Genomic DNA, 17,399 nt, shown 5'->3' on the forward strand with positions numbered 1-17,399 from the left:
GACTAGCCCTCAGAGTGCGTTGAGCAGAGTGGAAAAGGTGTCTTGCGCCGTCTTGATGATCTGCGAGGCGGCCGTGTAGTACTGCTGGTATTTCACCAGGGCGGCGGCTTCGTCATCCAGGTTCACGCCCGAGACCGAGTCGCGGTTGGCCTTGGCGGTGGTCAGCACCGTGGAGGTGGCGCTGGCATCGGTGGTGGCCTGAGCCGATTGCGCGCCCACGCCGGAGACCAGCGCCGCGTAGGCGGCGGTGAAGCTGATGCCGCCGGTGGCCGCGCCGGTGCCGACGGTGGCCGAGGTCTGCAGCCCCAGCAGCGCGGTGGCGTTGCGGTTGTCGGAGCTGCCGCTGGTGTTGAGGGCCACGCTGTAGCTGTCGTTGGCCGCCGGCGTGCCGCTGACGGTAGTGGCGAAGGTGAAGCTGGTCGGGTTGCCGGACGCGTCGTTGACCGGGTTGCCGCTGCTGTCGACGATCGGCACGCTGATGCTCAGGTTATTGTCCGAGCCGGGCACGATGGTGCCGGTGCCGATGTTGTTGCCCTTGGCGTCGTAGACGGTGTAGCCCTGGGTGCCACCCGAGGCGGTGCCGAACACCAGCTTGACCGGGGTGGAGTTGTCCAGGCCGCTCTGCAGCGCCGCTTTCGCGGTGCTGTCGTAGACGTCCACCGAGGTGGTCAGCGACGGCTGGGTGAAGGTGGCGGTGCCCGAGTTGCTGGAGCTGGCGGTGCCGGTCAGCGGGCCGGCCAGCGCCAGGGTGCTGGTATCGGTCATGGTGGTGCTGATTTCGCTGGCGGCGTTGCGCGTCGGCACGATCTTGAAGCTGTCGCCCGCGGCCACGGCGCTGCCGTTCAACGACAGGGTGAAGCCGTCGATTTCCGGCGCCGGCGTGGTGCTCAGGTCATAGCTGCCCATGTTGGTGCCGTCGGAGCGCGTGACGCTGTAGGCCGTGGCGCTGGTGAAGGTCACCTGGTAGTCGTTGGTGGTCAGCGCGCCGGTGTCGGCGATGGTCACGTTGAGGTTGCCCGAACCTGCGCTGTTATTCGACGAGGCCAGGCTGCGCTGGCTGATGGCGGTGGCGCTGTTGATGCTGGAGAACAGGTTCGCCCCCAGGTTGCCGTTGCTGTCCACGCCCTGGCCCAGCTGGCTGTTGATGCTGTCGGAGACCGTCAGGGCAATCTGGCCCAGGCTGTTCTGCGCTGGGTTGAGCACGTCGCTGCGGTAGCGCAGCAGGCCGCCGATGGAGCCACCGCTGACCACCGAGGTGACGTCGGTGCTGTAGTTGCCGTAGTTGACCGACAGCGCGTACTGCGACTTGTCGGTGGTGCTGGGCGCCGCCGTCAGGGTGTTGGCGGTGTTGCCGCTCACCAGCGCCTGGCCGGTGCCCAGGTACACGTCGTAGGCGCCGCTGCTGTTGGTCTGAACGGTCACGCCGACCAGTTCATTGAGCGAGCGCACGGCTTCGTTGCGGGCGTCGAGCAGGCTGTTGGGGGTGTTGCCCGAGGCAGACGCAGTGGTGATCTGCTGGTTCAGCGAGGCGATCTGCTTGGTGATGTCGTTGACCTGGCCGCTGAGGGTCGAGAGCTGCGAGTTGATGCCCGCGTTCTGCGAGGTAATCTGCGACGAAATCGAGTTGAAACGGTTGGTCAGGCTCTGGGCAGCGGTCAGCAGCAACTGGCGCGACGAGGTGTCGGTGGGGTTGGCGGACGAGGTCTGCAGGGCCGAGAAGAAGCTGGTCAGGGTCGCGCTGATGCCCGTGGCACTGTCCGACAGCAGGCTGTCCATGGTGCTGACGTTGTCGCTGTAGGTGGCCGCGTCGGCGCTCAGCGCCGTGGTGGTCTGCAGCTGCGAATCCATGTAGCTGTTGTAGATCCGGCGCACGTCGGAAATGGTGGTGCCGGTGCCAACAAAGCCCACGCCCACGTTCTGCATGGCAGCCGCGACGGACGTGGTCGACTCTCGCGAATAGCCCGCGGTGGACACGTTGGTGATGTTGTTACTGGTGACCGTCAAAGCCGTCTGGCTGGCGTTAAGCCCGGAAAGCCCGATTGAAATCAGTGACATGGTTCAAAACCTTATAAATGGGTGGAGGCACTGCCCAGCGCGTAGTTCTGGTAGCCCTTCATCTGCCTGGCTATCTGCGAAATCTTGCTGGCGTAGTCCGGATCGGTGGCGTACCCGGCCTTCTGCAACTCTTTAACAAACTGTTCTGGGTTATCGGCCGACTTCACAACACCTTGATAGCGATCGTTGCTTTGCAGCAGGGTCACCAGGTCATGGAAGCTGTCGGCGTAGGAATCGTAAGAACGGAACTGCGCCGTCTCCTTGACCATCTTGCCGTTGCGGAACTCGCTGGTGATAGCCCGCGCCTGGTCGCCCTGCCAGTTGCCACTGGCCTTGATGCCGAACAGGTTGTGGCTGCTCTTGCCGCTTTCGTCGCGCATGACCGAGCGACCCCAACCGGTTTCCAGTGCCGCCTGGGCCACCAGCACGCTGGGGTCGACGCCAATGCGCGCGGCGGCGTCCTTGGCCAGGGGCATCATGGTGGCGACGAATTCGTCGGCGGTGCTGAAGGCTTTCTTGGCCGGCGCCAGCGGTGGTTGGGCCACGCTGCGGCCGATGATGCGAATGTCGCCGCTGGCAATGGCCGCTTGGGCCGATTGCCATTCACCGGCGTCGCTGCTGCCGTCGGCATCGGTGCTGGTGCTGGTGGCAGCGGTCTGCGCCATGCTGCTGGCGACGTTGACCTTGATACCGTTGCGCGCCAGCGCCTGGGTGGCCGCGGCAGTACCGTCGGTGGCCGCCGAGGTGGACGGCACGATGCCGGCCATGATGCGGTCAGCCAGCTTGCTGGGCAGCGACAGGCGGCGCTGGTTGAGCATGGCCACGTCGTTGCTATGGGCGGTGCTGGCCGTGCCGTTGAGCGCGTGCTTGAGGTCAGCCGCCGTGTTGCGCCCGCCGTTGAGCGTGGACAGCGCCGGGGCGTTGTGGTCGAACGGGTTGGCGCCGGTGTGCTCCACGCCCTTGTTCTTGGACAACTGCCGCATCAGCACGTCCTGCAGGCCGATGCCGTTGCCCTGCTTGGACAGGGTCACGGCCAGCTGCTGGTCGTACATCGACTGATACTGCTTGGTGGTCTCGGTGTTCATCGGGTTGTCCTTGCCCAACACGTCGTTGGCCGAACGCATCGACTTGAGCATTTCACCGACGAACAGCGACTCGAACTCCTGGGCCACCTTCTTCAGGTTGGCGTCGCTGTCCTTGTCACCGGTCTTCAGCGCGTTCAGGCGATTGAGGTCCGTGTAGGCCCCGGAATCGGCGGGGGCGCTGACGCCACCTTTGGGCATGTCCATGCGCTGCTACCTCAAATCACGATCAGGTCGGCTTGCAGGGCGCCGGCCTGTTTCAGTGCTTCGAGGATGGCCATCAGGTCGCTGGGCGCCGCGCCCACCTGGTTGACCGCACGCACGATCTCGTCAAGCGTGGTACCCGGGCCGAACTTGAACATCGGCTTGGCTTCCTGCTGGGCGTTGATCTTGGAACGCGGTACCACGGCGGTCTGGCCGTTGGACAGCGGGCCCGGCTGGCTGACGATCGGGTCTTCGGTGATGGTCACGGTGAGGCTGCCGTGGGTCACGGCGGCTGGCGAAACCTTCACGTTCTGGCCGATGACGATGGTGCCGGTACGCGAATTGATGATGACCTTGGCCGGGGCCGCACCTGGGTCCACTTCCAGGTTTTCCAGCACCGAGATGTAGTCCACGCGCTGGCTCGGGTCGATCGGCGCGGTGACGCGCACCGAGCCGCCGTCGATGGCCTGGGCCACGCCTGGGCCGAGCATGTTGTTGATCTTGTCGACAATGTGCTTGGCGGTGGTGAAGTCCGAACGGTTGAGGTTCAGGGTCAGGCTGTTGCCCTGGTTGAAGCCGCTCGGCACCGAGCGTTCCACCGAGGCACCGCCGGGAATGCGGCCGGCCGACGGCACGTTGACGGTGATCTTGGAACCGTCCTTGCCCTCGGCGTCGAAGCCGCCCACCACCAGGTTGCCCTGGGCGATGGCGTAGACGTTGCCGTCGATACCCTTCAGCGGGGTCATCAGCAGGCTGCCGCCGCGCAGGCTCTTGGAGTTACCGATGGACGACACGGTGACGTCGATGGTCTGGCCAGGCTTGGAGAACGGTGGCAGGTCGGCATGGATCGACACCGCCGCGACGTTTTTCAGCTGCGTGGTGCCGGTACCGGTGGGCACCTTGATGCCGAATTGCGCCAGCATGTTGTTGAAGGTCTGCAGGGTGAACGGGGTCTGGGTGGTCTGGTCACCCGTGCCGTCCAGGCCCACCACCAGGCCGTAGCCGATCAACTGGTTGGAGCGCACGCCGGAAATGCTCGCGATGTCCTTGAGGCGCTCGGCCTGGGCGGCGCTGGCCGCTCCCAGTGCCGCGGCAGCCAGCAGGGTCACGGCCATCAGGTGCTTGAATTTACGCATGGTCGTGGACACCTAGAAAGGCCAGTAGGGGCTCATGAAGAAACGGTCAAGCCAACCGGTCTGGTTGGACTCGGCGAACGCGCCGGTGCCCGAATAGGTAATGCGTGCGTCGGCGACACGGGTCGACGACACGGTGTTGTCGGTGGCGATGTCGTCGGCACGGATCAGGCCGGCGATGCGCACCAGCTCTTCGCCGGTGTTGAGCGTCAGCCATTTCTCGCCGCGCACGGACAGGATGCCGTTGGGCAGCACGTCAGCCACGGTCACGGTGATCGAACCGGTCAGGCTGTTGGCCTGGTCGGCCTTGGCGGTGCCGTCGGTGGCGCGGGTGCCGGTGTAGCCGGCGTCCAGGCTCAGCTTGCCGCCGGTCAGCGGGTTGGTGGTGGACGCGCCACCGCCAAACAGCGAGGTCAGGCCCAGTGAGGTGCTGGAGTCCTTGGTCAGCTTGGAGTCGGCGCTCTTGCTGGCCGCGGTCTTCTCGGCCAGGGTCACGGTGATGATGTCCCCTACCCGGAACGCCTTGCGGTCGGTGTACAGGTTCTGGTCGAAGCCGGACTGGTAAATCGAGCCGTTGTTGGACGCCGCAGGCAGCGGGGTGCGTGGCAGCACCGGCGCGTAGTACGGGTCATTGGGCTTGGGCGGCGGCGACATGCAACCCGACAACAAAGCGATCCCACTCAAGGCAAGAACACTGGACAAACGACTCATGACACTGACCTCACGATGAAGCTGGCGCCGGCGGCGCCGTGTGGCTGGATTACAGATTCTGCGTTACGTACTGGAGCATCTGGTCGGCGGTCGAGATCACTTTGGAGTTCATCTCGTAGGCGCGCTGGGTGGTGATCATGTTCACCAGCTCTTCAACGGTGCTGACGTTGGAGTTTTCCAGGGTGTTCTGCAGGGTGGTGCCGAAGCCGTTGAGGCCCGGGGTACCCACTTGCGGCGCGCCGCTGGAAGCGGTTTCCAGGTACAGGTTGCTGCCGATGGCCTGCAGGCCGGCCGGGTTGATGAAGTCAGCGGTCTGCAGGTTGCCGATCACGGTCGAGGTGGCGCTGGTGGCGGTGGTGATCGACACGGTGCCGTCGGTGCCCACGGTGAAGGTCTGGGCGTTGGTCGGAACCACGATGGCCGGGTTCAGGGCGTTGCCGCTGGCGGTCACGATCTGGCCGTTGGAGTCCAGGTGGAAAGTACCGTCGCGGGTGTACGCGGTGGTGCCGTCCGGCTGGGTGATCTGGAAGAAACCACGGCCGTTGATGGCCATGTCCAGCGGCTGGTCAGTGGTGGCCAGGCTGCCGGCGGTGAAGTTCTTCTGGGTGCCGACGATGCGCACGCCGGTACCCAGCTGCAGGCCCGACGGCAGCTCGGTGTCGGTGGTGGAGTTGGCACCTGGCTGGCGCTTGGTCTGGTACAGCAGGTCCTGGAACTCGGCGCGGTCGGCCTTGAAGCCGGTGGTCGAGACGTTGGCCAGGTTGTTGGAAATGGTCGTCAGGTTCATGTCCTGAGCGGCCAGACCGGTCTTGCTGACGTATAGTGCCGGAAGCATTCTGTTCTCCTAAGTGCGCGCCTGTTTTTCGCCGCGCCCAGTCATTTATCAGGTGTTCTGCAAGACCCGCGCCATGGACTCATCGTCCTCCTTGGCGGTGGTCATCATCTTGATGTGCAGTTCGAATTGCTTGGACAGGGCCAGCACCGAAGTCATCTCTTCCACGGCGTTGACATTGCTGGCCTGCAGGAAGCCGGAGGTCACGCTGGAGGTGGCGTCGGCCGCAGCCGGTTGGCCGTCCTTGGTGTGCAGCAAGCCGTCGGTGCCCTTGACCAGGTTGCGCGGGTCGGGCTTGACCAGCTTGATGCGGTCCACCTGGGCCATCACTTCCGGGCCCTGGCCCATGGAGCGAACGCTGATGGTGCCGTCGGCACCCACCTCGATCTGCTGCTGGGGCGGCACGGCAATCGGACCGCCGTTGCCCATGACCGGCAAACCATTGCCGTCGCGCAGCACGCCCAGGGCGTCGACGTTCATGCTGGCCATGCGCACATAGCCCTCGCTGCCGTCAGGCGATTGCACGGCGATATAGCTGTCGCCGTCGGCGGCCACGTCCAGGTCACGACCGGTTGCCACCATGGCACCGGGGGTGAAATCGGTGCCGGGGTTTTCGGTCATGGCGTAGGCGCGCGAGGCGTATACGTCGCCAAACACCGGCATGGAGCGGGCCTGCTCGAGGTCGCGCTGGAAGCCGTTGGTGGAAACGTTGGCCAGGTTGTTGGCGTGAGCCTTCATGGCCAATGAGTTCTGATTGGCCCCGCTCGTAGCCACGTAAAGCATTTTGTCCAAGGTATGTCTCCCATGACGGGCGAATGCCGCCGACCACTGTTCTGAATGGGATATAGCAACAAGCGGGCCAAGGTTGGAAAAGCCTTTGTGTGCCCGGTGTTACAGGGTGATTGCCAAGGTTGGCGCCCTACCCCGCCCCTGGCCGAGTCGGAAAAACGGCGCGTGGCTGCCGGTTGGCGGCAAGGGGCGCCAGAAAACCGGAGCCGCTCCCCTGTAGCAGCGGCCGCAGGCCGCGTCATTGACGCCGCCACTTCGCCTGACACACCGAGGCGTATGCGACGCCGCCTTCGGCAGCTGCTACGGGTGAGCGGGCACAAAAAAACCCGGGCTTTGGGCCCGGGCTTTGTAGTGCTGCCGACAACTATCAAGTCATCTGGATAGTGGTCTGCATGATGGTGCTTTCGGTGGAGATGGTCTTGGCGTTGGCCTGGTAGTTGGACTGCGCCTTGATCAGGTTCACCAGCTCAGCGGTCAGGTCGACGTTGGAGTCTTCCAGCGACGAGGCGCTCAGCGAGCCCATGGTGCCGCTGCTAGGGGTGCCGATCACCGGCACGCCCGAGGCGTAGGTTTCACGCCAGTCGGTGCCACCGGCCGGGCTCAGGCCCTGCACGTTGGCGAAGTTGGCCAGGGCCACCTGGCCGATGACGTTGGTCTTGCCGTTGGTGAAGGTAGCGGTCAGCTGGCCGGTGTCGCTCACCGACAGGGCCGACAGTTCGCCGGTGGCGTAGCCGTCCTGGTCCTTGGCAGTCGTCGCCGAGGTGGCGTTGTACTGGGTCAGGTTGGACATGTCCAGGGTGATATTCGCGGTAGCGGAAGCACCGTTGGAGGCGTAGGTACCGTCGCTCTGCTCGGCAGCAGGCACCCAGCCGGCCAGGCTGAAGGTACCGTCGGCGTTCACGGTCAGGCCACCGGTCACGGCGCCGGCGGTGTAGCTGTACGAACCGTCGGAGTTGAACGTGACCGGGTTGGCCAGCGGCGTGGTGGACGTCGGGTCGGTCGGGTTGACGCCGTCGATGGTGGTGTACATGGTCCAGCTGTTCGACGTGTCATCCTTCACGAAGTACTGGTTCAGCTGGTGGGCGTTGCCCTGGCTGTCATAGACGTCGGTGTTGAAGGTGTAGTTGTAGCTGCTGGTGTTCGAGGCAGTGAACGGGCTGACGGTCGGGGCGGTCGCACTGGAGTTCAGGTTGACGGTTTCCGAGATGCTGCTGGTCGCCTTGGGCGCCAGGTTGGACGTGTCGATGGCCAGGTTCGACAGCACGCCCGAGGTCAGCTTGCCGGTGGAGTCAGTGGTGTAGCCCTGCAGGTTGTTGCCGCTGGCATCGACGATGTTGCCGGACTTGTCGCTGTAGAAGGCACCGGCACGGGTGTACAGCTTCGAGCCGTTGTCGCTGAGCACGAAGAAACCGTTGCCGTTGATGGCCATGTCCAGGCTGTTGCCGGTGGACTCGATGTTGCCCTGGGTGAACTGCTGCGACACGGCGGCAGTGGTCACGCCGCTACCGACGGTGGTCTTGCCCGAGGTGCCACGGATGGACTGGGCATACTGGTCGGCGAATTCGGTGCGCGACGATTTGAAACCGGTGGTGGCGACGTTGGCAATGTTGTTGCCGGTGACGTCCAGGGCTTTGTTGGCTGCTGCCAGGCCACTGAGGCCGACGTTGAAAGACATGTTTTCACTCCTGCGCCGTAGCCGGCATTAAATTCCGATGGTTTGGACAGCAGACAGGGCAACACTGGAGCCCGTTGCCAGGTTCAGCGTCATTTCACCGCCGCTGGTGGTGGCCATGGTCACGCTGTTGACCGTGGTCGGCAGGTTGGTGGTCATGACTGTCGAGGTACCGTCGATGGTGGCAACCGCCTTGAAGGTGTAGTTGCCGGAGGCCGCGGTGTTGCCGTCGCCATCCTTGCCATCCCAGGTGAAGCTGTAGGTGCCGGCCGACTGGGTGCCCTCGTCGAGGGTACGCACCAGGGTGCCGTCACTGTTGTAGACGCCAATGGTGTTGCTGGTGCTGGAACCGGTCAGGTTCACCGAGCCGGTCAGGCCCTTGCTGGTGTCGACGTCGGCGGTGGTGCCGGTGACGATGACCGAGTGGCCGACCAGCGAGGACGCCTGCAGGGCCTGGGACGACTGGTACGAGGTGAGGATGGTGCTCACCGAGTCGTTGAGGCTCTGCATGCTTTCCAGGCTGCTGAACTGGGCCAGCTGCGAAACGAATTCGCTGTTGTCCTGTGGGTCCAGGGGGTTCTGGTTCTGCATCTGGGTAACCAGCAGTTGCAGGAACGCGTCCTTGCCCAGCGCACTGCCCGCGGTACCGGTGGAGCTGTCGGTGGTACTGGTGGTTTTCTGCAGTGACGTCAGGACGGACGAAGCCGAGGTGCTGTCAGTTGTTGTGGTCATGTTCTTGCGCCCCTATCACTGACCCAGGGTCAGGACTTTCTGCATCATGGTTTTCGCGGTATTCATGATGTCCGCGTTGGTCTGGAACGAACGGCTGGCAGAGATCATGTCAGCCATCTCCTCCACCACGTTGACGTTCGGGTAGTACACGTAGCCGTCTTTGTTGGCCGCCGGGTTCTTGGGCTCGTAGCGAGCTTCCAGGTTGCTTTGGTCCTCGATCACGCCCGACACCTGCACGCCGCTGCCGGCGGCATCCTGGTCCTGGAACAGCGAGCCGCTGTCGCCGGTGGACTGGGTCTGGTCGAACACAGTGGCGAACACCGGGTGGCGCGCGCGGTAGGTCTGGTCGATGCTCGACGAGACGGTCTCGGCGTTGGCGATGTTACTGGCGACGGTGTTCAGGCGAGTGGTCTGGGCACTCATGCCGGTACCGGCAATGTTGAAAACGCTGGCTAGAGACATGAATCACTCCCCACGGATGGCTGACACCAGCCCTTTGAATTTGGCGTTGAGCAGGGTGAAGCTGGCCTGGAAGTTCACCGAGTTCTGCGCGTAGTTGGCTTGTTCCACCTGCGCGTCCACGGTGTTCTGGTCCAGCGAGGGCGAGCTGGGGGTGCGGTACAGCAATTGCTGGTCACCCATGCTCAGGCCTTCGGCCTCGATGTGCTTGTCGTTGGTCCGCTCCAGCTCGAACGTGCCGTTCTGGCGCTTGTCGCCTTCAGCCTGCAGCACGGCGGCAAAGTCCAGGTCACGCGCCTTGTAGTTGGGCGTGTCGGCGTTGGCCAGGTTGTTGGCCAGCACTTCGGCGCGCTGGGCGCGGAACGCCAGTGCCTGCTCGTGGATGCCCAGCGCTTTGTCGAAACTGATGCTCATGGTGGAAACCTTTAAACGGCGGACCGGATGTTGGTGACAGAAAGATAGCAAGGCCCGTGCCAAACTGCGCGAGGCCCGGTTTTGCTGGGGTTTGGGGAAAGTGGCAAGCGGCAATGCCAGAAAAGCGGCAAGCGGGTTCCGCTGGGTGCCAACAAAGCGGCAATACCCGATTGCCGCTTTGCATGGCCCGGAACACCACCCCGTAGCGGCAACTGTCTTTGTGGGAGCTGGCTTGCCAGCGAGTTTTCAGAGCCTCAACAGCTCGCTGGCAAGCCAGCTCCCACAGTATGTAGCAGCTGCCGAAGGCTGCGTCCCCACCCCAAACGCCAAAAACAACAAAGGCCCCGAAGGGCCTTTGCGTTATTTCGCCTGGTAGATGATGCCCGGGCTGCACTGGACCATCTGGTAATGGTCCGGCAGGCCGTTCAGCGCCTCGGACGCGCCAAGGAACAGGTAGCCACCGGGCTTGAGGGTGCCATGGATGCGCATCAGGATGTCTTTCTTCACCTGGGCGGAGAAGTAGATCAGCACGTTGCGGCAGAACACCACGTCGAACTTGCCCAGCGCCGCGTAGCTGTCCAGCAGGTTGAACGAGCGGAACTCCACGCGGCTGCGAATCGGCGCCTTCACCGCCCAACGGCCGGGGCCCTTGGTGTCGAAGTAGCGCTGCAGGCGGTCCGCCGACAGGCCGCGGCCGATGGCCAGGCTGTCGTACTCGCCGCTCTTGCAGTTGGTGAGCATGGAACCGGACAGGTCGGTGGCGACGATCTGCGCACCGGCCTTGAGCTGGCCCAGGTTGGTACGCTCGAACTCGTCGATGGTCATGGACAGCGAATAGGGCTCCTGGCCCGACGAGCAGGCCGCCGACCAGATGCGCAGGCGCTGGCCGGGCGCGTTCTTGACGAACTCGGGGATGACCTTGTTCTTCATCACCTCGAAGGGGTAGGTATCGCGAAACCACAGGGTTTCGTTGGTGGTCATGGCGTCCACCACCTGCTCGCGCAGGCCACTGCGCGGCTGGGTCTGGATGCGCTGCACCAACTCGCCCAGGGACTTGATGCCCTGCTGTTCCATCAGCTTGTTGAGACGGCTGGAAACAAGATATTGCTTATTCTCGCCCAACAGAATGCCACAGGCTTTTTCCAGGAAGACCCGGAACTGTTCGAAATCCAAATTACCCGTAGACAATGGTGCCGCCTCTCAAATCGTCGTTCGTGCCTGGGGCATTATGCCCCAGGCGTTAGCCTGCTGCCTTGATCCGGTCTACCACGCGCTGGGCCAGGTCATCCGGCCGGAACTTGGCCAGGAAGTCGTCTGCCCCCACCTTCTTCACCATCGCCTGGTTGAACACCCCCGACAGGGAAGTATGCAGGGTGATGTGCAGGTTCTTCATGCGTGGGTCGCTGCGAATCTCCGCAGTCAAGGTATAGCCGTCCATCTCGGGCATTTCGATGTCGGAGATCATCATGAGGAATTCTTCCTCGGGATGCTTGCCTTCATCCACCAGCTTACGCAGGTAATCCAGCGCCTGCCGCCCGTCGTTCAATGCCACCACTTCCACGCCCACGGTCTGCAGGCAACGGGTCACCTGCTTGCGCGCCACCGACGAGTCATCCACGGTCAACACCCGCAGCGACACCGCCTTGTGCTGGGTTTCCTCATCCACCACGCCGACGGAAATCGATTCGGAGGTGGGCGCCACTTCCGCTAGGATTTTCTCCACATCGATGATTTCGACGAGCTTGTTGTCCACCCGAGTCACGGCCGTGAGGTAATGATCACGACCCGTGCCCTTGGGTGGCGGATGAATCTCTTCCCAGTTCATGTTGACGATGCGCTCTACCGAGTGCACCAGGAAGCCCTGGATCTTGGTGTTGTACTCCGTGATGATCACGAAGGTGTTCTTGATGTCCTGCAGACCGGGCGCACCGGTTGCCATTGCCAGATCGAGGATCGGGATGGTCGCCCCACGAATATTCGCCACACCGCGCACTACCGGGCTGGACTTGGGCATCACGGTCAGGTTCGGGCATTGCAGCACCTCCCGCACCTTGAACACGTTGATGCCATACAGCTGCGAACCGTTGAGCCGGAACAACAACAGTTCCAGGCGGTTCTGCCCTACCAGTTGAGTGCGCTGGTTCACCGAATCCATTACACCAGCCATGCCCGTGACTCCTTAAACCTTCGCGTGGATCGTACCTGAACATTGAGTCGGCACGACCCTTGCTTTTTGTAATGTATGAACGCAAAAACGACATTTTCCCGACGCATGGCACAGAGACTACTCTGCGGATTCGCCGTGTTGTGCATTTTTGGATTCGGCGGTGCCTCCCAGGCCGAAGAGTTCACAACTCCTGAGCAGCTTATCGGTACCACCCAGGGTTTTCTTGAGTTCACCGTAGAAGATTATCTGGCAACCAGCCAGACCGAAGGTCGCTACGAGATACAGGTCAACCCGCTTGACCCGCGCCTGCGCATGGGGCTATGCGACAAGGAATTGACAGCGGCGCTGCAAAGCCCCGCCACGCCCATCGGCCGCGTGTCGGTGCGCGTGCGTTGTGACGGCAGCTCCCCCTGGACGGTGTTCGTGCCCGCCCAGGTGAAGCTATTCCGCGACGTGGTGATCACAACCCGCCCACTCAAGCGCGACAGCGTCATCGAGGACGGCGACGTGGCCATGCGCGAACGCGACGTCGGGCTGCTGCCCCAGGGCTACCTGACGGCACTGGATCAGGCAGTGGGCCAGAAACTTCTCCGACCAACGGTAAACGACCAGGTATTGAGCCCTGCCCACGTGGAAGCGCCTGACACCATCAAGAAAGGCGACAACGTGGTGATCACCGCCACCACCGGCACCCTGGCGGTGAAAATGCCCGGCGAGGCCCTGTCCAAAGGGGCCATGAGCGAGCAGATCCGGGTGCGCAACCTGAACTCCAATCGCGTGATCAAGGCCCGCGTCACCGGCCCGGGCCAGGTGGAAGTGGCTATGTAAACGCTGGCGGTTCGCGGCGTATTTTCCTAGACTGGGAGCATCGCAGCCCCCAGTTCTGGCGCATCGGCGCTTTGTATCAAAGTGCCTAAAGTTATTCGGGGTTTGGCCGAAAACAAGGCAAGCGTCCAAATACCCAGAGGTTTTTCATTATGGTTATCGACTTCAGTCGTTTGAACAGTTCCTCGCAGGTGTCGACCTCGACACGTACGAGCGGCACCAAGGACACCGCCACCGATACATCGGTGAGCACCGACACGTCCGCGGCCACCACTGCGTCCACTGGCAGCGCCAGCGGCGGGGAATCCGTACACCTGAGTTCCGAGGCTCAGCAGTTGCAGAAAGTCACTGACAAGCTGCGCGACCAGCCGACTGTCGACAGTGCCCGCGTGGCGCAGTTGAAAGCCGCTGTTGCCGATGGCAGCTATAAAGTGGATAGCAGCCGCGTAGCCAGCAAACTGCTAAATTTCGAAGCCCAGCGCTAGGGCCCCCGCCCTGCGCCGAGGCTTCTGGACGCTTGAATACCAGAGCCAGCCATGCACGACAGAAACCTACTGCTGTTGATTGAAGAAGATATTGCTCCGGCGCAGCAACTGCTCGCCCTGCTCCAGCAAGAGTCGCTGGCCCTGCACGGCCGCGACATGCCGCTGCTGGAAAATATCCTGGCGCAAAAACAGTCGTTGATCGTTCTGCTCGAACAGCATGGCCGTAAACGCACCGAGATACTGCTCAATCTCAAGTTGACCGCTGACCGTAATGGCCTGGAAATCCTGGCCCAACACACGCACCTTGGAGCCGACCTCCTGGCTCGGGGCGATCTGCTCACGGGGCTGCTGGCCGACTGCCAGGCAGTGAATGAGCAGAACGGCAAGCTGATTCGCCTGCAACAACTCACCACCGCCAACCAGATGCGCATTCTCATGGGCGGTGAAACCCCCTCGCTTTATGATGCCCGAGGCTCCACGTCAAAACTGGCCAAGCCTCGTCCGCTTAGTCAGGCTTGACCTTCCTTACCAAGGCGTGGAACATGCTGCCATAAAGCCAGCACCTGCGTGTGTCGTTTTTTGCCTGGAGATTGATAAACCGTGTTCAATGCCACAAACGCGGAAGACGCTCCGCAGCCCCCCAAGGTGCTGACAACGCCCCTGGAAATCGCCGCCAACCTGCGTGCGCTGCTGCAGAGCCATGATCCTTTGATCATCACCTTTCATGAGCGCAGCCAGCGCTTCCAGACCTACTTGGTCGAACTGGACAAGGACAGCAATGTCCTGGCGTTCGACGAGATGATCCCGCGCGACGGCGAGAAATTCCTCGCCGCCGGCGAGCCTTTCAAGGTGGAAGGCTTCCATGATGGCGTGCGCATCGCCTGGGACGTCAACGACGTCCTGACCATCGACGAGAACGAAGGCGGCCGCGTGTACCACGGCCCACTGCCGACCGAGGTGGTCTACCACCAGCGCCGCAACGCCTTCCGCGCCGCGCTCAAGCTGGCCCACCTGGTGGACGTCGAGATTGCCGGCGAGAAGCTCAAGGGCGAGTTCACCGGCAAGCTGCTGGACATCTCCGCCACCGGCTGCAAGCTGCGGTTTGAAGGCGACATCTCCGAGCGCCTGCAGCTGGGCCAGGTGTATGACCGCTTCGTGGCCAACCTGCCGTTCGGCAAGATGACCGCGCCAGTCGAGCTGCGCCACCTGCACTTCGAGGAGCGCATCAACACCACGTTCGCCGGCATGCGCTTCCATAACATGACCGGGCTGGTGCAGCGCCAGGTAGAGCGCTTCGTATTCGACCTGCAGCGCGAGGCGCGGCGGTTCGACAAGGACGATTACTGAGTTGATCGCCCCATGAAAAAAGGCCCGGTATTGAATACCGGGCCTTTTTTGTTGCGCCGCCTTATTGCTCTTCTTCGCTCAGGCTGCGGCCTACCACCTTCTTGCCATCGCCCATCTCCGCGGCCTCGTCCAGCTCGTCGGCCATGGGCTCCACCTGGACGTCCACCGGCGCTTCGGGCGTGTGCTCGTTGCTGACGTGCATCTGGTCGTGCACCGACTGCTCGTCCACCCGTGGGTCCAGGGCGGCCACCAGCGGCGAGCTGGTCATGCTGTCCGGCATGGCCACGTGATGCAGCGGCGCGTCGTCCACCTGGTGCAGGTTGGTGACGGCCTTGGGCCGGATGCGCCACACCAGCACGAAGGCAAAGAAGCTGAAGAACGCATAGAGCATGTGGCTGCCGAACGACTTCATCAGCACGCCGGCCGCCAATGGCCCGATACTGGCGCCCACGCCGTAGGTCACCAGCAGCATGGCCGTCAGCGAGACACGGCGGTCAGGCTCGACGTGGTCGTTGGAGAAGGCGTTGGCCAGCGGGTACAGGCAGAACTGCAGCAGCGACACCAGGAAGCCGACGCCGAACAGCACTTCCAGGGGCACGCTGGGCATTATGGCCAGCGGCAACGCGGCAATGGCCAGGCAGAAGGCGAAGGTGCGGATCAGCACGGCACGGTCGTAGCGGTCGGACAGCCAGCCCAGGGGCCACTGCACCAACAGCCCGGCAAAGATGCAGCAGCCCATGAACAGGCCGACCTGCTCGGTGCTCAGGCCCTGCTGGGAGGCGTACAGCGGCGCCAGGCCGTAGAACGACCCCACGATCAGCCCCGAGCCCAGCACGGTGCTCAGGGACTGCGGTACGCGCTTGAGGAAGAAGCGTGGCTCCATGGGTGCCGGCTTCAGCGGCGCCGGGTGGATGCGCTGGGTCATGGCCACCGGCACCAGGCACAGGGCGAAGCACAGGGCCACCAGCATCAGCAGCTCAGGGCCCAGCTGCGGGTGCACCACCAGGATCAGTTGCCCCAGCACCAGGCCCAGGTACGAGGCGATCATATAGCCGCTGAACACCGCGCCACGCTGCTTGGCGTCGGCCTGCTCGTTGAGCCAGCTCTCGATGACCATGTACTGGCACATCATGCCCAGGCCCACGATCATCCGCAGGAACAGCCAGGCCGGCAGGTAGTCCACCAGGCCGTGGCCCAGCACCGCCGCACAGACAATGCCGGCGCAGGTGGCATAGGCACGGATGTGCCCTACCCTCCCGATCAGCCGGTGGCCGATCTTGCCACCCAGCACCAGGCCGAAATAGTTGGCAGCCATCAAGGCCCCCACCCATAGGCCATCCACTTGCTCGGCAGCCAGGCGCAGGGCCAGGTAGGTGCTTAGCAGGCCCGAGCCGATCAACATCATCAACGCGGCGAAATACAACGCTCGAAAAGGTTTCCAGATCTGGCGCATCGGCGTTCCGAGCGGCTCCTTGAGGTCGGGTGGCAAATTACGCTACAGGGTAGGTTGCCTGACGCGGATTTGCATGCGATTTCGAACCTCGCCACAACAATGTCCGTAGCAGCGGCCGCAGGCCGCGTCCGGGGTTTGCAGAGTGCCCGGTCGTTAAGCGGGGGCTTCGGACGCGGCCCCTGGCCGCTGCTACGTGCGGTGTACCTGACATGGCGCCCACGCGCCCCCGTAGCAGCGGCCGCAGGCCGCGTCCGGGATTTTTTGCACACACCACAAAGACAAAACCCCCACCTGCGTTAGCAGATGGGGGTTTCGGAATTTAATCTTGACGATGACCTACTCTCACATGGGGAAACCCCACACTACCATCGGCGATGCATCGTTTCACTGCTGAGTTCGGGATGGGATCAGGTGGTTCCAATGCTCTATGGTCGTCAAGAAATTCTGTAGCCAGGATGCTTTTTGGGAAGCATTCCAGCGAATCGGGTATGTGATGGTATTTGTGAAATGCAAACTTTCGGTTCGTATCATCTTCACAACACCGCAATCTGGTCATTCGACGCAAATTGCTTGGGTGTTATATGGTCAAGCCTCACGGGCAATTAGTATTGGTTAGCTCAACGCCTCACAGCGCTTACACACCCAACCTATCAACGTCGTAGTCTTCGACGGCCCTTTAGGGAACTCAAGGTTCCAGTGAGATCTCATCTTGAGGCAAGTTTCCCGCTTAGATGCTTTCAGCGGTTATCTTTTCCGAACATAGCTACCCGGCAATGCCACTGGCGTGACAACCGGAACACCAGAGGTTCGTCCACTCCGGTCCTCTCGTACTAGGAGCAGCCCCTCTCAAATCTCAAACGTCCACGGCAGATAGGGACCGAACTGTCTCACGACGTTCTAAACCCAGCTCGCGTACCACTTTAAATGGCGAACAGCCATACCCTTGGGACCGGCTTCAGCCCCAGGATGTGATGAGCCGACATCGAGGTGCCAAACACCGCCGTCGATATGAACTCTTGGGCGGTATCAGCCTGTTATC

17 protein-coding genes and 2 rRNA genes (1 of these 19 running past the window's edge) are annotated in these 17,399 nt (G+C 62.7%); 4 read left to right on the forward strand and 15 right to left on the reverse strand.

Going from position 1 to position 17,399, the window contains the following annotated elements; translation table 11 throughout:
- Positions 1–9 precede the first annotated feature (9 nt).
- From flgK to AC0J42_RS23080, 12 genes are all read right to left on the reverse strand, one after another.
- Entirely contained in the window at positions 10–2,055 is a 2,046-nt protein-coding gene (gene flgK / locus AC0J42_RS23025; RefSeq protein ID WP_473004008.1) for a flagellar hook-associated protein FlgK, read from the reverse strand.
- 11 nt (positions 2,056–2,066) lie between these two features.
- Complete coding sequence (gene flgJ / locus AC0J42_RS23030) at positions 2,067–3,344, reverse strand: flagellar assembly peptidoglycan hydrolase FlgJ (RefSeq protein ID WP_473004010.1); 1,278 nt, start codon at positions 3,342–3,344, stop codon at positions 2,067–2,069.
- A gap of 11 nt (positions 3,345–3,355) precedes the next feature.
- The gene (locus tag AC0J42_RS23035; protein ID WP_416426119.1) at positions 3,356–4,477 is read right to left on the reverse strand and encodes a flagellar basal body P-ring protein FlgI; all 1,122 of its coding nucleotides are present in this window, start codon (positions 4,475–4,477) and stop codon (positions 3,356–3,358) included.
- Positions 4,478–4,489: 12 nt separating this feature from the next.
- Positions 4,490–5,185 (reverse strand): flagellar basal body L-ring protein FlgH, encoded by a 696-nt coding sequence (gene flgH, locus AC0J42_RS23040; RefSeq protein ID WP_027981699.1) that lies wholly within the window; start codon positions 5,183–5,185, stop codon positions 4,490–4,492.
- Between the two features lie 49 nt (positions 5,186–5,234).
- Complete coding sequence (gene flgG, locus AC0J42_RS23045; RefSeq protein WP_416426120.1) at positions 5,235–6,020, reverse strand: flagellar basal-body rod protein FlgG; 786 nt, start codon at positions 6,018–6,020, stop codon at positions 5,235–5,237.
- A gap of 48 nt (positions 6,021–6,068) precedes the next feature.
- Entirely contained in the window at positions 6,069–6,809 is a 741-nt protein-coding gene (locus tag AC0J42_RS23050) for a flagellar basal body rod protein FlgF (RefSeq protein ID WP_416426121.1), read from the reverse strand.
- 364 nt (positions 6,810–7,173) lie between these two features.
- Positions 7,174–8,481 (reverse strand): flagellar hook protein FlgE, encoded by a 1,308-nt coding sequence (gene flgE / locus AC0J42_RS23055; RefSeq protein ID WP_473004014.1) that lies wholly within the window; start codon positions 8,479–8,481, stop codon positions 7,174–7,176.
- Between the two features lie 27 nt (positions 8,482–8,508).
- Positions 8,509–9,210: a flagellar hook assembly protein FlgD gene (locus tag AC0J42_RS23060; protein ID WP_416426123.1), complete on the reverse strand. Its 702-nt coding sequence runs from the start codon at positions 9,208–9,210 to the stop codon at positions 8,509–8,511.
- Positions 9,211–9,225: 15 nt separating this feature from the next.
- Positions 9,226–9,672, reverse strand: a complete 447-nt coding sequence (flgC, locus tag AC0J42_RS23065) for a flagellar basal body rod protein FlgC (RefSeq protein WP_473004016.1) — start codon at positions 9,670–9,672, stop codon at positions 9,226–9,228.
- Positions 9,673–9,675: 3 nt separating this feature from the next.
- The gene (flgB, locus tag AC0J42_RS23070) at positions 9,676–10,083 is read right to left on the reverse strand and encodes a flagellar basal body rod protein FlgB (protein ID WP_416426124.1); all 408 of its coding nucleotides are present in this window, start codon (positions 10,081–10,083) and stop codon (positions 9,676–9,678) included.
- A gap of 360 nt (positions 10,084–10,443) precedes the next feature.
- Complete coding sequence (cheR, locus tag AC0J42_RS23075) at positions 10,444–11,271, reverse strand: protein-glutamate O-methyltransferase CheR (RefSeq protein ID WP_416426125.1); 828 nt, start codon at positions 11,269–11,271, stop codon at positions 10,444–10,446.
- Between the two features lie 52 nt (positions 11,272–11,323).
- On the reverse strand, positions 11,324–12,250 hold the full coding sequence (locus tag AC0J42_RS23080) for a chemotaxis protein CheV (RefSeq protein WP_416426126.1): 927 nt from the start codon (positions 12,248–12,250) through the stop codon (positions 11,324–11,326).
- Positions 12,251–12,325: 75 nt separating this feature from the next.
- On the opposite strand from AC0J42_RS23080, the gene flgA reads away from it, so the two are divergent.
- The 4 genes from flgA (at position 12,326) to AC0J42_RS23100 (ending at position 14,907) form a co-directional block, all read left to right on the forward strand.
- On the forward strand, positions 12,326–13,078 hold the full coding sequence (flgA, locus tag AC0J42_RS23085) for a flagellar basal body P-ring formation chaperone FlgA (protein ID WP_416426127.1): 753 nt from the start codon (positions 12,326–12,328) through the stop codon (positions 13,076–13,078).
- Positions 13,079–13,227: 149 nt separating this feature from the next.
- Positions 13,228–13,560, forward strand: coding sequence for a flagellar biosynthesis anti-sigma factor FlgM (gene flgM, locus AC0J42_RS23090; RefSeq protein ID WP_416426128.1), 333 nt, complete (start codon positions 13,228–13,230; stop codon positions 13,558–13,560).
- A 51-nt stretch (positions 13,561–13,611) separates the two neighbouring features.
- Positions 13,612–14,079 carry a flagella synthesis protein FlgN gene (locus tag AC0J42_RS23095; RefSeq protein ID WP_416426129.1) on the forward strand — a complete coding sequence of 156 codons (468 nt, stop codon included), beginning with the start codon at positions 13,612–13,614 and terminating at the stop codon, positions 14,077–14,079.
- Positions 14,080–14,160: 81 nt separating this feature from the next.
- The gene (locus tag AC0J42_RS23100) at positions 14,161–14,907 is read left to right on the forward strand and encodes a flagellar brake protein (RefSeq protein WP_473004020.1); all 747 of its coding nucleotides are present in this window, start codon (positions 14,161–14,163) and stop codon (positions 14,905–14,907) included.
- A gap of 61 nt (positions 14,908–14,968) precedes the next feature.
- On the opposite strand, the gene AC0J42_RS23105 is transcribed toward AC0J42_RS23100, so the two are convergent.
- The 3 genes from AC0J42_RS23105 to AC0J42_RS23115 form a co-directional block, all read right to left on the reverse strand.
- Positions 14,969–16,360 (reverse strand): MFS transporter, encoded by a 1,392-nt coding sequence (locus AC0J42_RS23105; RefSeq protein ID WP_473004022.1) that lies wholly within the window; start codon positions 16,358–16,360, stop codon positions 14,969–14,971.
- Between the two features lie 323 nt (positions 16,361–16,683).
- Positions 16,684–16,799, reverse strand: a 5S ribosomal RNA gene (gene rrf, locus AC0J42_RS23110).
- Positions 16,800–16,941: 142 nt separating this feature from the next.
- Positions 16,942–17,399 (reverse strand): 23S ribosomal RNA (locus AC0J42_RS23115) (it continues 2,435 nt past the right edge of the window).

The organism is Pseudomonas sp. Tav-5-1A (assembly GCF_055755055.1).

Excerpts from the sequence above, each read along its gene's own strand:
- flgK (WP_473004008.1), bottom strand. The coding sequence starts at position 2,055 with ATGTCACTGATTTCAATCGGGCTTTCCGGGCTTAACGCCAGCCAGACG.
- flgJ (WP_473004010.1), bottom strand. The coding sequence starts at position 3,344 with ATGGACATGCCCAAAGGTGGCGTCAGCGCCCCCGCCGATTCCGGGGCC.
- AC0J42_RS23035 (WP_416426119.1), bottom strand. The coding sequence starts at position 4,477 with ATGCGTAAATTCAAGCACCTGATGGCCGTGACCCTGCTGGCTGCCGCG.
- flgH (WP_027981699.1), bottom strand. The coding sequence starts at position 5,185 with ATGAGTCGTTTGTCCAGTGTTCTTGCCTTGAGTGGGATCGCTTTGTTG.
- flgG (WP_416426120.1), bottom strand. The coding sequence starts at position 6,020 with ATGCTTCCGGCACTATACGTCAGCAAGACCGGTCTGGCCGCTCAGGAC.
- flgE (WP_473004014.1), bottom strand. The coding sequence starts at position 8,481 with ATGTCTTTCAACGTCGGCCTCAGTGGCCTGGCAGCAGCCAACAAAGCC.
- AC0J42_RS23060 (WP_416426123.1), bottom strand. The coding sequence starts at position 9,210 with ATGACCACAACAACTGACAGCACCTCGGCTTCGTCCGTCCTGACGTCA.
- flgC (WP_473004016.1), bottom strand. The coding sequence starts at position 9,672 with ATGTCTCTAGCCAGCGTTTTCAACATTGCCGGTACCGGCATGAGTGCC.
- flgB (WP_416426124.1), bottom strand. The coding sequence starts at position 10,083 with ATGAGCATCAGTTTCGACAAAGCGCTGGGCATCCACGAGCAGGCACTG.
- AC0J42_RS23080 (WP_416426126.1), bottom strand. The coding sequence starts at position 12,250 with ATGGCTGGTGTAATGGATTCGGTGAACCAGCGCACTCAACTGGTAGGG.
- flgA (WP_416426127.1), top strand. The coding sequence starts at position 12,326 with ATGAACGCAAAAACGACATTTTCCCGACGCATGGCACAGAGACTACTC.
- flgM (WP_416426128.1), top strand. The coding sequence starts at position 13,228 with ATGGTTATCGACTTCAGTCGTTTGAACAGTTCCTCGCAGGTGTCGACC.
- AC0J42_RS23095 (WP_416426129.1), top strand. The coding sequence starts at position 13,612 with ATGCACGACAGAAACCTACTGCTGTTGATTGAAGAAGATATTGCTCCG.
- AC0J42_RS23105 (WP_473004022.1), bottom strand. The coding sequence starts at position 16,360 with ATGCGCCAGATCTGGAAACCTTTTCGAGCGTTGTATTTCGCCGCGTTG.